The following is a 13,421-nucleotide window of genomic DNA, read 5'->3' on the forward strand; positions in this document are numbered from 1 at the left end:
ACAGGTGGGAGGTCATCGAGAGCATCGGCAGGGTCAGGACCCAGCGCTGCGTGCTCTGCGGCAAGACCCGGGTCAGGGTGAGCTGAGCGGCCGGGACGCCCTCGCTACCCCCCGGGCTTGGGATGGGTGACACGGCAGTCGGAGTCGCCGGGCCCGAGGATGTTGGCCAGCACGGGGTTGCCGTTCTCCCCGAACTTCGCCTGGACGAAGACCACCGGCTTGGACTCGCCGAGCTCCCCGACGAGATAGTTCACACCCGTCTGGCACAGCTTCAGTGCCTGCTTCGAGTTGTTCGCCGACTCCGGGAGATCCGTATATATCCGGAGATAGCCTCCAACGATGCGGATGTCCTTGACACGCTTGGTCGCCTTGTGGCTCGCGAAGTAGGCAAACGCCTTCTGGTCACTGTGCTTGGACGGTCCGGCCGCCTCCGCCTCCGCCTCGTCCGCGGCCCGCTTGTCCGCGCCGGACGTGGCGGCCGTCACCGGGCCGCCTCCCGCGGAGGCGGCCTTCGGGGGCGCGGGGACCGCCCGCCCCTGCGCCTGCGGCAACGACTGCGACTGGACTCCGGACCGCGCCGGCGGGGTCCGGAGCAGGGACCCGCCCAACGCCAGCCCCGCGACGGCCAGCGCGGTCGCCCCCACCGCGATCTCGAGAACCCGTGCCTTGGCCTTCCTTCTCCGGCGTCCACGCTCGCGCCGTGTGGACCGTGCCAGATCCTGGCCCTTCTGCACCCTTGGCCTCCCGGAGAGAGGTGGTTTTCCCTGAGTATGACAAACCACGTGAGGATATCGACCGTTTCCGAGGATCCGTCTGGCACCGCACACGCCCGCGTGACGGCGCCCCGCCGCCCGAAGACGCCCGGGAGCGGCGCCGGGCGGGGTGAGTAGCGACGACGGAGCCCCGGCCCCGCCTACGGCAGCGCGGCGATCAACTCGCTGACCGGCTTGCGGATCCCCGTGTAGAAGGGGGTCTCCTCCCGGGTGTGCCGCCGGGCCTCGGCGGCGCGCAGGGTCCGCATCAGGTCGACGATGCGGTGCAGGTCGTCGGCCTCGAAAGCGAGCATCCACTCATAGTCGTTCAGCGAGAAGCAGGCCACGGTGTTGGCCCGCACGTCCGGATAGTCGCGGGCCATCCTGCCGTGTTCGGCGAGCATCCGGCGGCGGTCGGCGTCGTCCAGAAGGTACCACTCGAGGGAGCGGACGAACGGGTAGACGCTGACGTACCGCCGCGCCTCCTCCTCGGCCAGGAAGGCCGGGATGTGTGACTTGTTGAACTCGGCCGGGCGGTGCAGCGCCATCGCCGACCAGACCGGCTCGGTCAGCGTTCCGAGGCCGGTGCGGCGGAACCGGGCGTAGGTCTCCTGCAGATCCTCGGCGGTCGGCGCGTGCCACCAGAACATGAAGTCGGCGCCGGCGCGGAACCCGGCCACGTCGTAGAGGCCGCGGGTGACCACGTCCTTCTCGGCCATCTGGGCCAGGAGGTCCTCGACCTCGTCTGCCATGCCCTCGCGATTGCCCGGGCAGCGCTCGGTCAGCTTGAAGACCGACCACATCGTGTAGCGGATCACCTGGTTCAGGTCGCGTGCCTTGGGCCGCGGGTTCCCGTCCGTCGTCCTCACCCCTCCGTCAACTCCGCCGACTCGTCAGCGAATCGGCTTTCCCGTCCCATTCTCCCGTGGGGTCCAGGTGGTCCAGAATCCGGGCCGCCGCGGTGCGGGCGGTGGAGACACAGGCCGGGATGCCGAGGCCGTCGTAGGCCGCGCCGCACAGGGCCAGACCGGGCTGGGTCGCGACGGCCGCGCGGATGCGGGCGACCCTGTCGAGGTGGCCCACGTCGTACTGCGGCAGGGAGCCGCCCCAGCGGGTCACCCTGGAGTCCCGCGGCAGCCCGCGCACGCCCATGACCTCCACCATCTCGGCCATCGCCAGAGCCACCAGCTCGGCGTCGTCGCGCTGGAGCACGGCCTCCTCGCCGATGCGGCCGATCGAGCACCTCAGCAGGATCAGATTGGGGTCGGCCTCGGTCAGGTGCGGCCACTTGACCGAGCTGAACGTGACGGCCTTGATCGGGCGTCCGTCGACGGGCGGGACGAGGTAGCCGCTGCCGGCCGGCGGCCGGGGGAACGCCTCCCGCGGATAGGCGAGGGTGACGATGGCCATGCTGGCGTAGTCGATCCTGGCCAGCTCCGCGGCGGCCAGGGGCGCCTCTCCTGCGAGCAGGCGGCTCGCCGAAGGGCCGGGGGTGGCGACGATCACCGCGTCGGCCTCGATGACCTCGGGCTTGGGCACCGGCCCGGCCACCAGCTGCCAGCCGGTCGTGGTGCGGCGTATCTCCCGGACCGTGACCCCGGTCCTGATCTCGGCGCCGGACGCGGCGGCCACGGCCTCGGGCAGGGTGCCCATCCCCCGCCGCAGCGTGGTGAAGACGGGCCCGGCGTCCTTGGGCGCATCGGCGCTGACCTCTCGGGCGGCGGCGAGCAGCGACCGCTCCGAGCGCGCGGCGATGGCGATCTTGGGCATCGTCGCGTCCAGCGAGAGCCGGTCGGCCTGACCCGCGTAGACGCCGCCGAGCAGCGGCTCGATCAGACGCGCGACGACCTCGTCGCCCATCCGGGCGCGGATGTAGGCGGCCACCGACACGTCGGTGCTGACCCGCGTGGCCGGGAGGATCTGGTCCAGCGGCACGCGGGCGAGGCCCGCGGGGCTGAGAATCCCCGACCTGGCCAGCGCGATCAGGTCGGACGGGACGCCCATGACGTGCCCCTTGGGCATGGACCTCAGCACGCCCCGGGACAGGATGGCCGCCTGGGTGGTGCCGGGATGCCGTAGCTCCTCGCCCAGGCCGACCATCCGGGCCAGGTCCTTGCCCTCGGGCCGCCGCGCGAGCATCGCCTCCGCCCCGGCGTCGGCCGAGACCCCCGCCACCTCGGTGGCGTACAGCTTGCCGCCGATCCGCCGGGCGCCGTCGAGCACGGTCACCCGGACGTCTCCTCCGCCCTGGCGCAGGTACCACGCGGCGGCCAGCCCCGCGATCCCGCCGCCGACGACCACCACATGGCACCGGTTGCCTTCCATGACTCCTGACCGTACCGTCCCCCCTGCCCGGTCGCGCGTCCCGCCACCCCGGAGCCCCGGAGCCCCGGAGCCCCGGAGAACGTGACGCCATCGTGATGCCTCCCGCCAAACCCCGCCCGCGCCGTCGCCGTCAACAAGGGCATGAGCAGATTCCGGTACGGCTCCCGCCTGGCGGTCACGCTGGCGGGGATGGTGTTGTTGGCGTCGGCCTGCGGGGGCGGCGAGGCGACCATGCAGTCCGCGCAGTCCGCCGACGCTCCGGCGGCCGAGCGGAAGGCGGTGGCCCAGGACGGAGGCACCGCTTCGAGCGCCCGCGTGCCCAGGGCACAGAGATCGGCGGCGGCGTCGGCCGGCACGGCGGGGCAGCAGGTCACGGTGGTCCCGCAGGACCGGGCGATCATCTACACGGCGGAGATGACGGTCCGGGCCAAGGACGTCACCGCGGCCGCCGACAAGGCCCGGCAGGTCGTCGCCGGTGCCGGCGGCTACCTGGCGATGGAGAAGTCGGACGCCTACTCCGGTGGCGAGGGCTCCGCGCAGCTCGTCTTCAAGGTCCCGCCGCAGGGCTATCCCGCCGTCCTGGACCGGCTGGGCAAGGAGCTCGGCACGCGCGAGTCGCTCCAGCAGAACACCGAGGACGTCACCGAGCAGGTCGCCGACGTGGAGAGCCGGCTGAGGTCGGCGAAGACGGCGCTCGACTCGCTGCGCACGCTGATGAAGAAGGCCGACACGATCGGCCAGGTGCTGGACGTCGAGCGGGAGATCTCCGGCCGGGAGGCCGACCTGGAGTCGCTCCAGGCGCGGCAGAAGTCGCTGGCCTCGCAGACGAGCCTGGCGACGCTGACGCTGAACCTGGTGGGCCCGGCGGCCGTGGTCCCCGAGCCCGAGGAGGAGCCGTCCGGATTCCTCAGCGGGCTGCGATCGGGCTGGAAGGGGTTCGTCACGGCCGTGAAGATCGGGCTGACCGTCCTGGGCGCGCTGCTCCCCTGGATGATCGTGATCGTTCCGCTCGGGTGGGTGGTCCTCCGGCTCGGTCGTACCAGAAGGGGAACCTCCCGGACGGCGCCCGCGCCGTTCACCCTCGAGCCGTTCACCCCTGATCCGGACCCGGACGGGCCCGGACAGGCCGCAGACGACCCCGGGCAGGAGCCTGCCCCCTCCGAGCGCTCATAGGACCCGCGCGCCACCGGCCCGCCCCGCAGGGACCCTCATCCAGCGGCGCGCGGACCCGGCGTCCGCGGGCGGGGCCGTCAGCGGGCGGACGCCTCGTGCACGAAGTCGGTGAGGCGGGCGAGCTGGTCGGGGTCGGCGCCGGGCGGCACGCCGTGGCCCAGGTTGAAGATGTGGCCCTCGGCCTTGGCACCGCGGGCGAGGATGTCACCCGCGCGGCGCTCGACAACCTCCCAGGGGGCGAACAGCGTCGCCGGGTCCAGGTTGCCCTGGAGCGCTTTGCCCGGCCCGACCCGCCGGGCGGCCTCGTCGAGCGGGACCCGCCAGTCGACGCCGACGACGTCGGCCCCCGCCTCGCCGAGCAGGCCGAGCAGTTCGCCGGTGCCCACGCCGAAGTGGATGCGGGGGATGTCCAGGTCGGCCAGGCCGGCGAAGATGCGGCTGGTGTAGGGCAGGACGAACTCACGGTAGTCCTCGGGGGCGACGGCGCCGACCCAGGAGTCGAAGAGCTGGACGGCCGAGGCTCCGGCGGCCGCCTGGACGCGCAGGAAGCCGAGGGCGATCCCGGTCAGCCGGTCCATCAGGGCATGCCACAGGTGCGGCTCGCCGTACATCATCGCCTTGGTGTGGTCGTGGTTCTTGGAGGGCCCGCCCTCGATGAGGTAGGACGCCAGGGTGAACGGCGCGCCCGCGAAGCCGATGAGCGGGGTCGGGCCGAGCTCCCCGGTCAGCGCCCGGATGGCCTCGGTGACGTAGGAGACGTCACCGGGCTCGATCGGGCGCAGCCTCTTGACCGCGGCCGCGTCCCTGATCGGCTCGGCCACCACCGGGCCGACGCCGGGCTTGATGTCCAGGTCGATCCCGATCGCCTTGAGCGGCACCACGATGTCGCTGAAGAAGATGGCCGCGTCCACGCCGTAACGGCGGACCGGCTGCATCGTGATCTCAACGATCAGGTCGGGGGTGGCGCACGCGGTGAGCATCGGCACCGTTCCGCGCACGGCCCGGTATTCGGGCAGCGAGCGACCTGCCTGGCGCATGAACCACACGGGGGTGTGGGAGACGGGCAGGCGGCGGCAGGCGCGCAGGAACGGAGAGTCGGCAAGCTCGGGAGTCACCCTCCCAGGGTGCCATGCCAGGGGTACGGTCCGCTCATCACGTCCATTACCTGGGGTTCTCGCTATGAAATCACCGGCTATTCAATGGGATCACCGTCAACAACACCCAGATAGTTCCAAGTCATGATGACGATCTAGTTTTGACGGTTTTGAGTGCTTCGTCCGTCAAAAAGTGATGTGGGCTCGTCGCCCGCGTCGCCGGACGGCACGAGGCGATCATGTTTCCGGGTACAGTTCCTCCCATTGACGGATCTGGCACGCCCCCCGGCTGGTCCAAATGTTCGTCAAGTCACCGCGCGGCATCGATTCCGGCATCACTTTCGGGACACGCCGAGCACGTTGCGCGGAATTGTCGGCGCGACGTGCCAACGTCGGACCACGACCCGACGAAAGGCCCGTGCGATGTCCACGATGTGGAGTTCAACCGAACGCCGCGGTGAGCACTGTGCTATATGTGCCGCCGAGCGGGTTTTCGAGCAGCCCGCCCGTTCCGACGGCCACGGACCGGGCCGGTGTCCCGAGTGTGCCTGTGTCGAATGCGGTCACGCGCTGTTCCCCGGAGTTCCCGATGGCGAGGGCGCGTCCGCTCTCCGCCGGGCGATGGCAGTAGCTTGATCGGCTCCAATGGCTCTTACACCTACCCCAGTGGTCCCCATGCGCTCAGTTCCGACCTACGCTTCCGATATGACCCTCGGTGAGGCACCGCCCGCTCCCGCCGTCTTCCGGCGTGCGGCGGCCACCCTGCGCCCTGGCGAGGTCAGACCGGAGATCGAGCTGGAGGACATCCCCGCGCCCCAGCGTCTGGCTCCTTACTCGGCCGCCATCGGCGCCTCGGTCTACCGCGACGACGACGAGCTGGCGGTCGGCCGCCTCATCATGCTCTTCGACCCGGACGGCCAGCGCGGCTGGGACGGGCAGTTCCGGCTGGTCGCCTACGTCCGGGCGGACATGGAGCCGGAGATCACCGAGGATCCCCTGCTCGGGCCCGTCGCGTGGAGCTGGCTCACCGAGTCGCTCGACGCGCACGGCGCCGGTTACACCGCGGCCGGGGGGACCGTCACCCGGGCCGTCTCCGAGGGCTTCGGCAACAAGGCCGAGGACCCGGTCACCACGGAGCTGGAGCTGCGCGCCTCCTGGTCTCCGCTGGAGGAGGACCTTTCCAGCCATGTCGCCGCCTGGTGCGATCTGATGTGCCTTGCGGCGGGTATACCACCCCTGCCACCCGACGTGGCGACTCTGCCGCCACGCCGTCGCGAAGATCCGGAGCCCTTCCGAACGTGACCGACGAGACAACCATCGTTCCGCTGCTGGAGCCACGAGAGGGAATCCCACCCGTCATCGAGGACGCAGCCGCCCTTGCACATGTCGTGCGCGCCTTCGCCGAGGGCACCGGCCCGGTCGCCGTGGACGCCGAGCGAGCCTCGGGCTACCGCTACAGCGGCCGCGCCTACCTCGTGCAGCTGCGTCGCTCCGGTGCGGGTAGCGCGCTGATCGACCCGACCCACTGCCCGGATCTGTCGGAGCTCGACGCGGCGCTGGCCGACACGGAAGTGGTGCTGCACGCGGCCTCCCAGGACCTTCCCTGTCTGGCGGAGCTGGGCTTTCATCCCCGCAAGCTGTTCGACACCGAGCTGGCCGGGCGCCTGCTCGGCTACGAGCGGGTCGGCCTCGGCATGATGGTGGAGAACGTCCTCGGCTTCAAGCTGGAGAAGGGCCACTCGGCGGCCGACTGGTCCGCCCGCCCGCTGCCGGAAGACTGGCTGCGCTACGCGGCGCTCGACGTCGAGGTCCTGGTCGAGCTGCGCGACGTCCTCCACGAGGAGCTGGAGTCCAGCGGCAAGCTGGGGTGGGCGCGCGAGGAGTTCGCCTCTGTGCTGGCCTACCGGAGCCCCGCGCCGCGGTCGGATCCGTGGCGGCGCACCTCCGGGATCCACAAGGTCCGCTCACTGCGCGGGCTGGCGGTGGTCCGGGAACTGTGGACGCTCCGCGACGGGTTCGCCAGTGAGGCGGACCTGGCACCCGGCCGGGTCCTTCCCGACTCGGCGATCGTCGCGGCCGCGCTGGAGCTGCCCCGCACCACCAAGGCGCTCACCGAGATCCCGCCGTTCACCGGCCGCAGCGCCCGCCGGCACCTGCGCGAGTGGCTGGCGGCGATCGGCAGGGCGCGCACGCTGCCGGAGTCGGAGCTCCCGCAGCCCAGCACCCAGGGTGACGGGCCGCCGCCCGCCAACCGGTGGATGGACCGTGACCCGATCGCCGCGCGGCGGCTGGCCGCCGCCAGGGCCGTGGTGGCGGCGCTCGCCGACGAGCACCACATGCCGACGGAGAACCTGCTCCAGCCCGACGCGGTGCGCCGCCTGACCTGGGAACCGCCCTCGCTCATCGAGGAGGAGACCATCTCGGCCCGGCTGCGCGAGCTGGGCGCCCGGGAGTGGCAGATCGGCCTGACCGTCCATCCGGTGACCAAGGCGCTGATCCGGCTGGAGACCAAGGGCGAGATCTGACCGGTTCCGCCGCCCGCTCCCACGGGGGCGCGGGTCCGGGGTCCAGCCCTCTCCATCGCCCGTCGGCACGGATTCTCCCCGGTGCGGCGGAGCCATCGCGCGCGGGCCCCGCCCGTACACCCTTCCCGTGCTCTCCACCATGTGGACTGAGGAAAGGTAAGCGCTTGCCCAACATGTCGGGCTGCCGTACGGTAGTCTGGAAAGCGCTTTCCATAGGAGGCTCAAGAAGATGTCCCCGCGAAGCATCGGCGTCGTGATGAACGGTGTCACCGGCCGCATGGGTTACCGCCAGCACCTGGTCCGCTCGGTCCTGGCGATCAACGAGCAGGGCGGCGTGGCGCTGTCCGACGGCAGCCGGGTGACGCTCAGACCGGTACTGGTGGGCCGGAGCGCCGAGAAGCTGGAGAGGCTGGCGGACGACCACGGCATCGCCGGCTGGACCACCGACCTCGACGCGGCTCTGGCCGACGACGACAACCTGATCTACTTCGACGCTCAGGTCACCCAGGCCCGGGTGAAGGCCGTGCTCAAGGCGATCGACGCGGGCAAGCACATCTACGCCGAGAAGCCGACCGCCGAGACCTTCGACGACGCGCTGGCGCTGGCCGAGGCCGCGACCGCCAGAGGCGTGAAGAACGGCGTCGTGCAGGACAAGCTCTTCCTGCCGGGGCTGCTCAAGCTCAAGCGCCTCATCGACGGCGGCTTCTTCGGCCGGATCCTTTCGGTGCGCGGCGAGTTCGGCTACTGGGTCTTCGAGGGTGACTGGCAGACCGCGCAGCGCCCGTCGTGGAACTACCGCGCCGAGGACGGCGGCGGCATCGTCCTGGACATGTTCCCGCACTGGGCCTACGTGATGGAGAACCTGTTCGGCCGGGTCCGCTCGGTCTACGCCCAGACCGCCACCCACATTCCCGAGCGGGTGGACGAGCAGGGCAGGACCTACCCGGCCACCGCCGACGACGCCGCCTACGGCGTCTTCGAACTCGACAACGGCATCGTGGCCCAGATCAACTCCTCCTGGAACGTCCGGGTGAACCGGGACGAACTGGTGGAGTTCCAGGTGGACGGCACGCACGGCAGCGCCGTCGCCGGGCTGCGCAACTGCCGCGTCCAGCACCGCGCCACCACCCCCAAGCCGGTCTGGAACCCCGACCTCGCCGTCACCGCGCGTTTCCGGGACGACTGGCAGGAGGTTCCCGACAACGACGAGTTCGACAACGGCTTCAAGATCCAGTGGGAGATGTTCATCCGCCACGTGGTCGAGGACGCGCCGTTCCCCCACGACTTCACCTCCGGCGCGCGGGGCGTCCGCCTCGCCGAGCTGGGCCTGCGCTCCTCCGCCGAGGGCCGCCGCCTGCCGGTGGAGCCGTGATGACCTACCGCGCACGGCCGGAGCCGGGACTCCACGCCTTTGAGGAGTCTCGATGAGGATCGCGCTGCCCGGCGGTGAGCACACGCTGCGCGAACCGGTGACGTGGGCGAGGCCCGCCGGTCCCGCGGAGAGCCGGACCGTCTACGCGGCCGCCCACGTCGTCGCCGACCCGCTCGGCGACAACACCCCCGGCTCCCCCGCCGCCGTCGACTGGGAGGCCACCCTGCGCTTCCGCAGGCACCTGTGGTCGTACGGCCTGCGGATCGCCGACGCCATGGACACCGCGCAACGCAACATGGGCCTGGACTGGGCGGCCACCCGCGAGCTGATCCGGCGCAGCGCCGCCGAGGCGGCGGAGTTCGGCGACACGGCCACGCTGGTGGCCTGTGGCGCCGGCACCGACCACGCGCCGGACGCGGGGACGCTGGAAGAGGTGGTGGCCGCCTACACCGAGCAGATCGAGACCGTGCGGGACGCGGGCGCCGGTGTCATCGTCATGGCCAGCCGCCAGCTCGCCCGGATCGCGCGGGGCCCCGAGGACTACCACGCGGTATACGGCAAGCTGCTCTCCCAGACCGACCGGCCGGTGATCCTGCACTGGCTGGGTGAGATGTTCGACCCCCACCTGGCGGGCTACTGGGGCTCGGCGGACGTGGGCGAGGCCACCGCGGCGTTCCTGGCACTGGTGCGCGAGCACGCACCGATGGTGGACGGCGTCAAGGTCTCGCTGCTGGACGCCGAGCACGAGATCGGGCTGCGGGCGGCGCTGCCGGAGGGCGTCAGGCTCTACACCGGCGACGACTTCAACTACCCCTCCCTGATCAAGTCGGGCAGCCACGCGCTGCTGGGCATCTTCGACCCGATCGCCCCGGCCGCCGCGGCCGCCCTGCAGGCACTCGACGCGGGCGACCTCGGCCGCTACGACGAGATCATGGATCCCACGGTCGCCCTCGCACGGAAGATCTTCGAGAGGCCGACCTACAACTACAAGACCGGCATCGTCTTCCTGGCCTGGCTCAACGGCCACCAGGAGGCCTTCACCATGGTCAACGGCGCCCAGGCGGCCCGATCGCTCCCGCACCTGGCCGAGGTGTTCCGCCTGGCCGACCGCGCCGGGCTGCTGACGGACCCCGAGCTGGCGGTCCACCGGATGCGGTCGCTGCTGGCGGTGCACGGGCTGTGAACGAGCGGATCGGAGGAGGACGGACTGTGAGCGAGCGGGCAGCGGGCGGGAAAGGGACGATGAGCCGTTTCTCGCTGAACCAGTGGACCACGAAGCGGTGGTCGGTGGCCGAGGCCGTCGACGGATGCGTACGGCACGGCGTCGAGGCCATCGGCCTGTGGCGGCAGAACGTCGCCGAGCAGGGGCTGGACGAGACCGTGAAACTGGTCGCGGACGCCGGGCTGCGGGTGTCGTCCCTGTGCCGGGGCGGCTTCCTGACCTCGCAGGACGCGCTCGACGACAACCGCAGGGCGATCGACGAGGCGGCCGCGCTGAACGCCGCGTGCCTGGTCATGGTCGTCGGCGGCCTGCCGGGGGTGGCCCCCGGCGAGCCCCTGGGCGCCTTCGACCGGGACCTCGCCGGAGCGAGGGAGCGGGTCGCCGAGGCGCTGGCCGTACTCGCCCCCTATGCCGGTGCACGCGGGGTCAGGCTGGCCCTGGAACCGCTGCACCCGGTGTACTGCGCCGACCGGGCGGTGCTGTCCACTCTCGGGCAGGCGCTCGACCTCGCGGAGCCGTACCCGGCCGAGCAGGTCGGCGTGGTCGTCGACACCTTCCACATCTGGTGGGACCCGCAGGTCCTGGCCCAGATCGCCAGGGCCGGGGACCGGATCGCGAGCTACCAGGTCTGTGACTTCCTTCACCCGCTCCCCGCCGACGTGCTGCTCGGCCGGGGCGTGATGGGCGACGGCGTGATCGACTTCGCGCCGCTGACCAGGGCCGTGGCCGAGGCGGGCTACACCGGGGACATCGAGGTGGAGATCTTCAACGCCGACGTGTGGGCCGCCGATCCGGACGAGGTCCTGACCCGGGTCAGGACCAGGTTCGGCGAGCTGATCGAGGTCTGACACCCGTGTTCGGACGTGCCGACTCGACCCGGATAAGGGATTCACGTTGGAGTGACGTGGTAGGTAATCGTACGGTGGTGTCATGACGACCGCAGAGAGCGAAACCCGTCCCGCCATACAGCGGCCGCCGGAACATGTCATGGCCGTACTGGAAACGATCAAAGAGTGGGAGGCCGCCAATCCGGACTCCGCACCGTCCGGACACGGGGAGGCGATTCTGTGGGCTCTCGGCGAGCGTGAGCAGGCGCCGATCAGTGGCCGCCCGACGTCGGGGGGCCTGCCCACGCTCGCAGACGCACGCGCGGAGATCGACGCCTCCGAGCGGGTGCCGCGCGAGGGCAAGGTCGTCCCGGCCGACGGGGTCGTGAGCACCCTGAACTGGTTGATCGGCGCCAAGGACGGGTTGCCGATCCCCGGGCGCCGGTCCTCCGAGGGCTGGGGACACCTGGTCGGCGGACGCGGGGTGATCCTCCGCACCGAAGCCGAGATCGGCCGGGTCGCCGAGCTGGCGCGAGCAGGCAAGCCGAGCGCGTCGAGCGACTGGGAGCGGGAGTGGTGCTCCGGAACGATCGCCGTGTGTGAATGGGTGCTCGGCACCCGCTCGAAGTCACCCGTCCGGAACACACCGCGTCCCATTCACGGACCGACCGGGCTCAACCTCGGAATGGAGGAGACCGCGGCCGAGGACGTGTCCCGGCAGCTCGGGCGGGGCCGTCAGCACTCCCCCGGCTACGGCGACGGGGTCATGCGCACGATCCGCTGGCTGCGGGGGCAGGTCACCGTCGCACCCGTGAACGAGCAAGGCCGACCGACGATCAGCAACCGCTGAGCGCCCCCTACGACGCGAACGGCCCGGACACCCGCAGGTGTCCGGGCCGTTCCGCCATGCCGGGAGGGGAAGGAGACAGCCTCGGCGCCGCGAGGCCCGGCCCACCCCTACGGAGGGCTCCAGCGCGGCGGGAGACGGCCTACGACAGGCTGCGGGCGCTCTCGCGGAGGACGACCTCGCCGGCCACGTGCACGACGCGAGGCTCCTCGTCCGGGCCGAGTGCCAGCTCCAGCGCGCGGGCGCCCATGTCGGCCAGCGGCAGCCGTACGGTGGAGAGGGCCGGGACCAGGTCCCGGAGTGTGGCGATGTCGTCGAACCCCGCCACCGAGACGTCCTCGGGCACCCGGATGCCACGGCCCCTGAAGGAGGCCAGCGCGCCTACGGCCATCACGTCGTTGACGGCGAACACGCATGTGGCGCCGGAGACCACGGCCGCCGCCGCGTAGCCGCCGTCGCGGTCGAAGGAACCGTGCACGATCTGCGGCGCCGGCAGGCCGAGCTCGGCGAGCGCCCCGGCGAATCCGGCCGTCCTGTCGCCGGCCGTGATCAGCCCGGCGGGACCCGCGAGCACGGCGAAGCGCCGGTGCCCCAGCCCGGCGAGGGCCCGGGCGAGTGCGGCCGCACCCTCACGGTTGCCCGGCACCACCGAGTCCACCCCGAGCAGGTCCTGGCCGACGCAGGCCACCCGCCCACCGGTCTGACGGTAGCGGTCGAGCTCCTCACGGAGCCTGCCGGTCACGTGGGGGTCGGCCACCCGGGACCCGGCGAGCAGCACGGCGCCGACCCGCTGCGCGTTCAGGGTCGAGACGTAGGCGATCTCCCGTTCGGGGTCGCGGTGCGTGGTTCCGACCATGACCACGAGCCCCTGGCTCTCGGCCACCCGCATGACTCCGTCCGCGATCGCGGCGAAGTAGGGGTCGGTGAGGTCGTGGACCACCAGCCCGATCACGTTGCTGGCCCCCCGGGCCAGCGTCTGCGCGGCCACGTTGGTCCGGTAGCCGAGCTGGGCGGCGGCCAGTTCCACCTTGTCCCGTAAGGACGCCCCCACCTGCCGGGTGCTCCCGTTGAGCACCCGTGAGGCCGTCGCGAGCGAGACGCCCGCCTGCCGCGCGACATCCTCAAGCGTGACCACCGACAACCTCCCGGAAAGCGTTTTCCAAAGTCTGCCAGAGATGCCTGCCCCCCGCACCCCGGACGCGGCCGGCTCTTCGAGAGGCCCGGCATGCGGCATCGTAACGCTCTGTCGCGAGAACGGACACCCTCCAAGGGAGCGCGGCCGCC

General features: G+C 71.6%; 13 protein-coding genes. 7 read left to right on the top strand and 6 right to left on the bottom strand.

Translation table 11 applies throughout. The features are described 5' to 3' along the window. Positions 1-104: 104 nt before the first annotated feature. The 3 genes from FHR32_RS01135 to hemG form a co-directional block, all read right to left on the bottom strand. On the bottom strand, positions 105-734 hold the full coding sequence (locus FHR32_RS01135) for a hypothetical protein (RefSeq protein ID WP_184752149.1): 630 nt from the start codon (positions 732-734) through the stop codon (positions 105-107). Positions 735-913: 179 nt separating this feature from the next. After that, positions 914-1,555, bottom strand: a complete 642-nt coding sequence (hemQ, locus tag FHR32_RS01140; RefSeq protein ID WP_246466359.1) for a hydrogen peroxide-dependent heme synthase — start codon at positions 1,553-1,555, stop codon at positions 914-916. A 73-nt stretch (positions 1,556-1,628) separates the two neighbouring features. After that, positions 1,629-3,077 (bottom strand): protoporphyrinogen oxidase, encoded by a 1,449-nt coding sequence (gene hemG / locus FHR32_RS01145; protein ID WP_184752153.1) that lies wholly within the window; start codon positions 3,075-3,077, stop codon positions 1,629-1,631. A 141-nt stretch (positions 3,078-3,218) separates the two neighbouring features. Here hemG and FHR32_RS01150 point away from each other — a divergent pair, with 141 nt between their 5' ends. Then, complete coding sequence (locus FHR32_RS01150) at positions 3,219-4,250, top strand: DUF4349 domain-containing protein (RefSeq protein WP_184752155.1); 1,032 nt, start codon at positions 3,219-3,221, stop codon at positions 4,248-4,250. 77 nt (positions 4,251-4,327) lie between these two features. Here the strand turns inward: FHR32_RS01150 and hemE are convergent, their stop codons facing one another. Then, the gene (gene hemE / locus FHR32_RS01155; RefSeq protein ID WP_184752157.1) at positions 4,328-5,365 is read right to left on the bottom strand and encodes a uroporphyrinogen decarboxylase; all 1,038 of its coding nucleotides are present in this window, start codon (positions 5,363-5,365) and stop codon (positions 4,328-4,330) included. Positions 5,366-5,785: 420 nt separating this feature from the next. Continuing rightward, positions 5,786-5,911, bottom strand: coding sequence for a hypothetical protein (locus tag FHR32_RS45690; RefSeq protein ID WP_281390813.1), 126 nt, complete (start codon positions 5,909-5,911; stop codon positions 5,786-5,788). A gap of 138 nt (positions 5,912-6,049) precedes the next feature. Between FHR32_RS45690 and FHR32_RS01160 the strand changes: the two genes are divergently transcribed. From FHR32_RS01160 to FHR32_RS01185, 6 genes are all read left to right on the top strand, one after another. After that, a complete protein-coding gene (locus tag FHR32_RS01160; RefSeq protein ID WP_184752159.1) occupies positions 6,050-6,646 on the top strand; it encodes a DUF3000 domain-containing protein in 597 nt (198 codons plus the stop codon). Beyond that, a complete protein-coding gene (locus tag FHR32_RS01165) occupies positions 6,643-7,869 on the top strand; it encodes a ribonuclease D (protein ID WP_184752161.1) in 1,227 nt (408 codons plus the stop codon). Before FHR32_RS01160 ends, FHR32_RS01165 begins: the two co-directional genes overlap by 4 nt. 229 nt (positions 7,870-8,098) lie before the next feature. Beyond that, the gene (locus tag FHR32_RS01170; RefSeq protein ID WP_184752163.1) at positions 8,099-9,241 is read left to right on the top strand and encodes a Gfo/Idh/MocA family protein; all 1,143 of its coding nucleotides are present in this window, start codon (positions 8,099-8,101) and stop codon (positions 9,239-9,241) included. 52 nt (positions 9,242-9,293) lie between these two features. After that, on the top strand, positions 9,294-10,424 hold the full coding sequence (locus FHR32_RS01175; RefSeq protein ID WP_184752165.1) for a dihydrodipicolinate synthase family protein: 1,131 nt from the start codon (positions 9,294-9,296) through the stop codon (positions 10,422-10,424). A gap of 59 nt (positions 10,425-10,483) precedes the next feature. After that, positions 10,484-11,311: a sugar phosphate isomerase/epimerase family protein gene (locus FHR32_RS01180; RefSeq protein WP_184756298.1), complete on the top strand. Its 828-nt coding sequence runs from the start codon at positions 10,484-10,486 to the stop codon at positions 11,309-11,311. Positions 11,312-11,393: 82 nt separating this feature from the next. Next, positions 11,394-12,140 carry a hypothetical protein gene (locus tag FHR32_RS01185; protein ID WP_184752167.1) on the top strand — a complete coding sequence of 249 codons (747 nt, stop codon included), beginning with the start codon at positions 11,394-11,396 and terminating at the stop codon, positions 12,138-12,140. Between the two features lie 139 nt (positions 12,141-12,279). On the opposite strand, the gene FHR32_RS01190 is transcribed toward FHR32_RS01185, so the two are convergent. Next, positions 12,280-13,272, bottom strand: coding sequence for a LacI family DNA-binding transcriptional regulator (locus FHR32_RS01190; protein WP_312881825.1), 993 nt, complete (start codon positions 13,270-13,272; stop codon positions 12,280-12,282). Positions 13,273-13,421: the final 149 nt, after the last annotated feature.

The organism is Streptosporangium album (assembly GCF_014203795.1).
GTDB classification, from domain to species: domain Bacteria; phylum Actinomycetota; class Actinomycetes; order Streptosporangiales; family Streptosporangiaceae; genus Streptosporangium; species Streptosporangium album.

Coding starts and splice junctions, on each gene's coding strand:
- FHR32_RS01150 (WP_184752155.1), top strand. CDS start 3,219: ATGAGCAGATTCCGGTACGGCTCCCGCCTGGCGGTCACGCTGGCGGGG.
- FHR32_RS01160 (WP_184752159.1), top strand. CDS start 6,050: ATGACCCTCGGTGAGGCACCGCCCGCTCCCGCCGTCTTCCGGCGTGCG.
- hemQ (WP_246466359.1), bottom strand. CDS start 1,555: ATGTGGTCGGTCTTCAAGCTGACCGAGCGCTGCCCGGGCAATCGCGAG.
- FHR32_RS01170 (WP_184752163.1), top strand. CDS start 8,099: ATGTCCCCGCGAAGCATCGGCGTCGTGATGAACGGTGTCACCGGCCGC.
- hemG (WP_184752153.1), bottom strand. CDS start 3,077: ATGGAAGGCAACCGGTGCCATGTGGTGGTCGTCGGCGGCGGGATCGCG.
- FHR32_RS01185 (WP_184752167.1), top strand. CDS start 11,394: ATGACGACCGCAGAGAGCGAAACCCGTCCCGCCATACAGCGGCCGCCG.
- FHR32_RS01175 (WP_184752165.1), top strand. CDS start 9,294: ATGAGGATCGCGCTGCCCGGCGGTGAGCACACGCTGCGCGAACCGGTG.
- FHR32_RS01180 (WP_184756298.1), top strand. CDS start 10,484: ATGAGCCGTTTCTCGCTGAACCAGTGGACCACGAAGCGGTGGTCGGTG.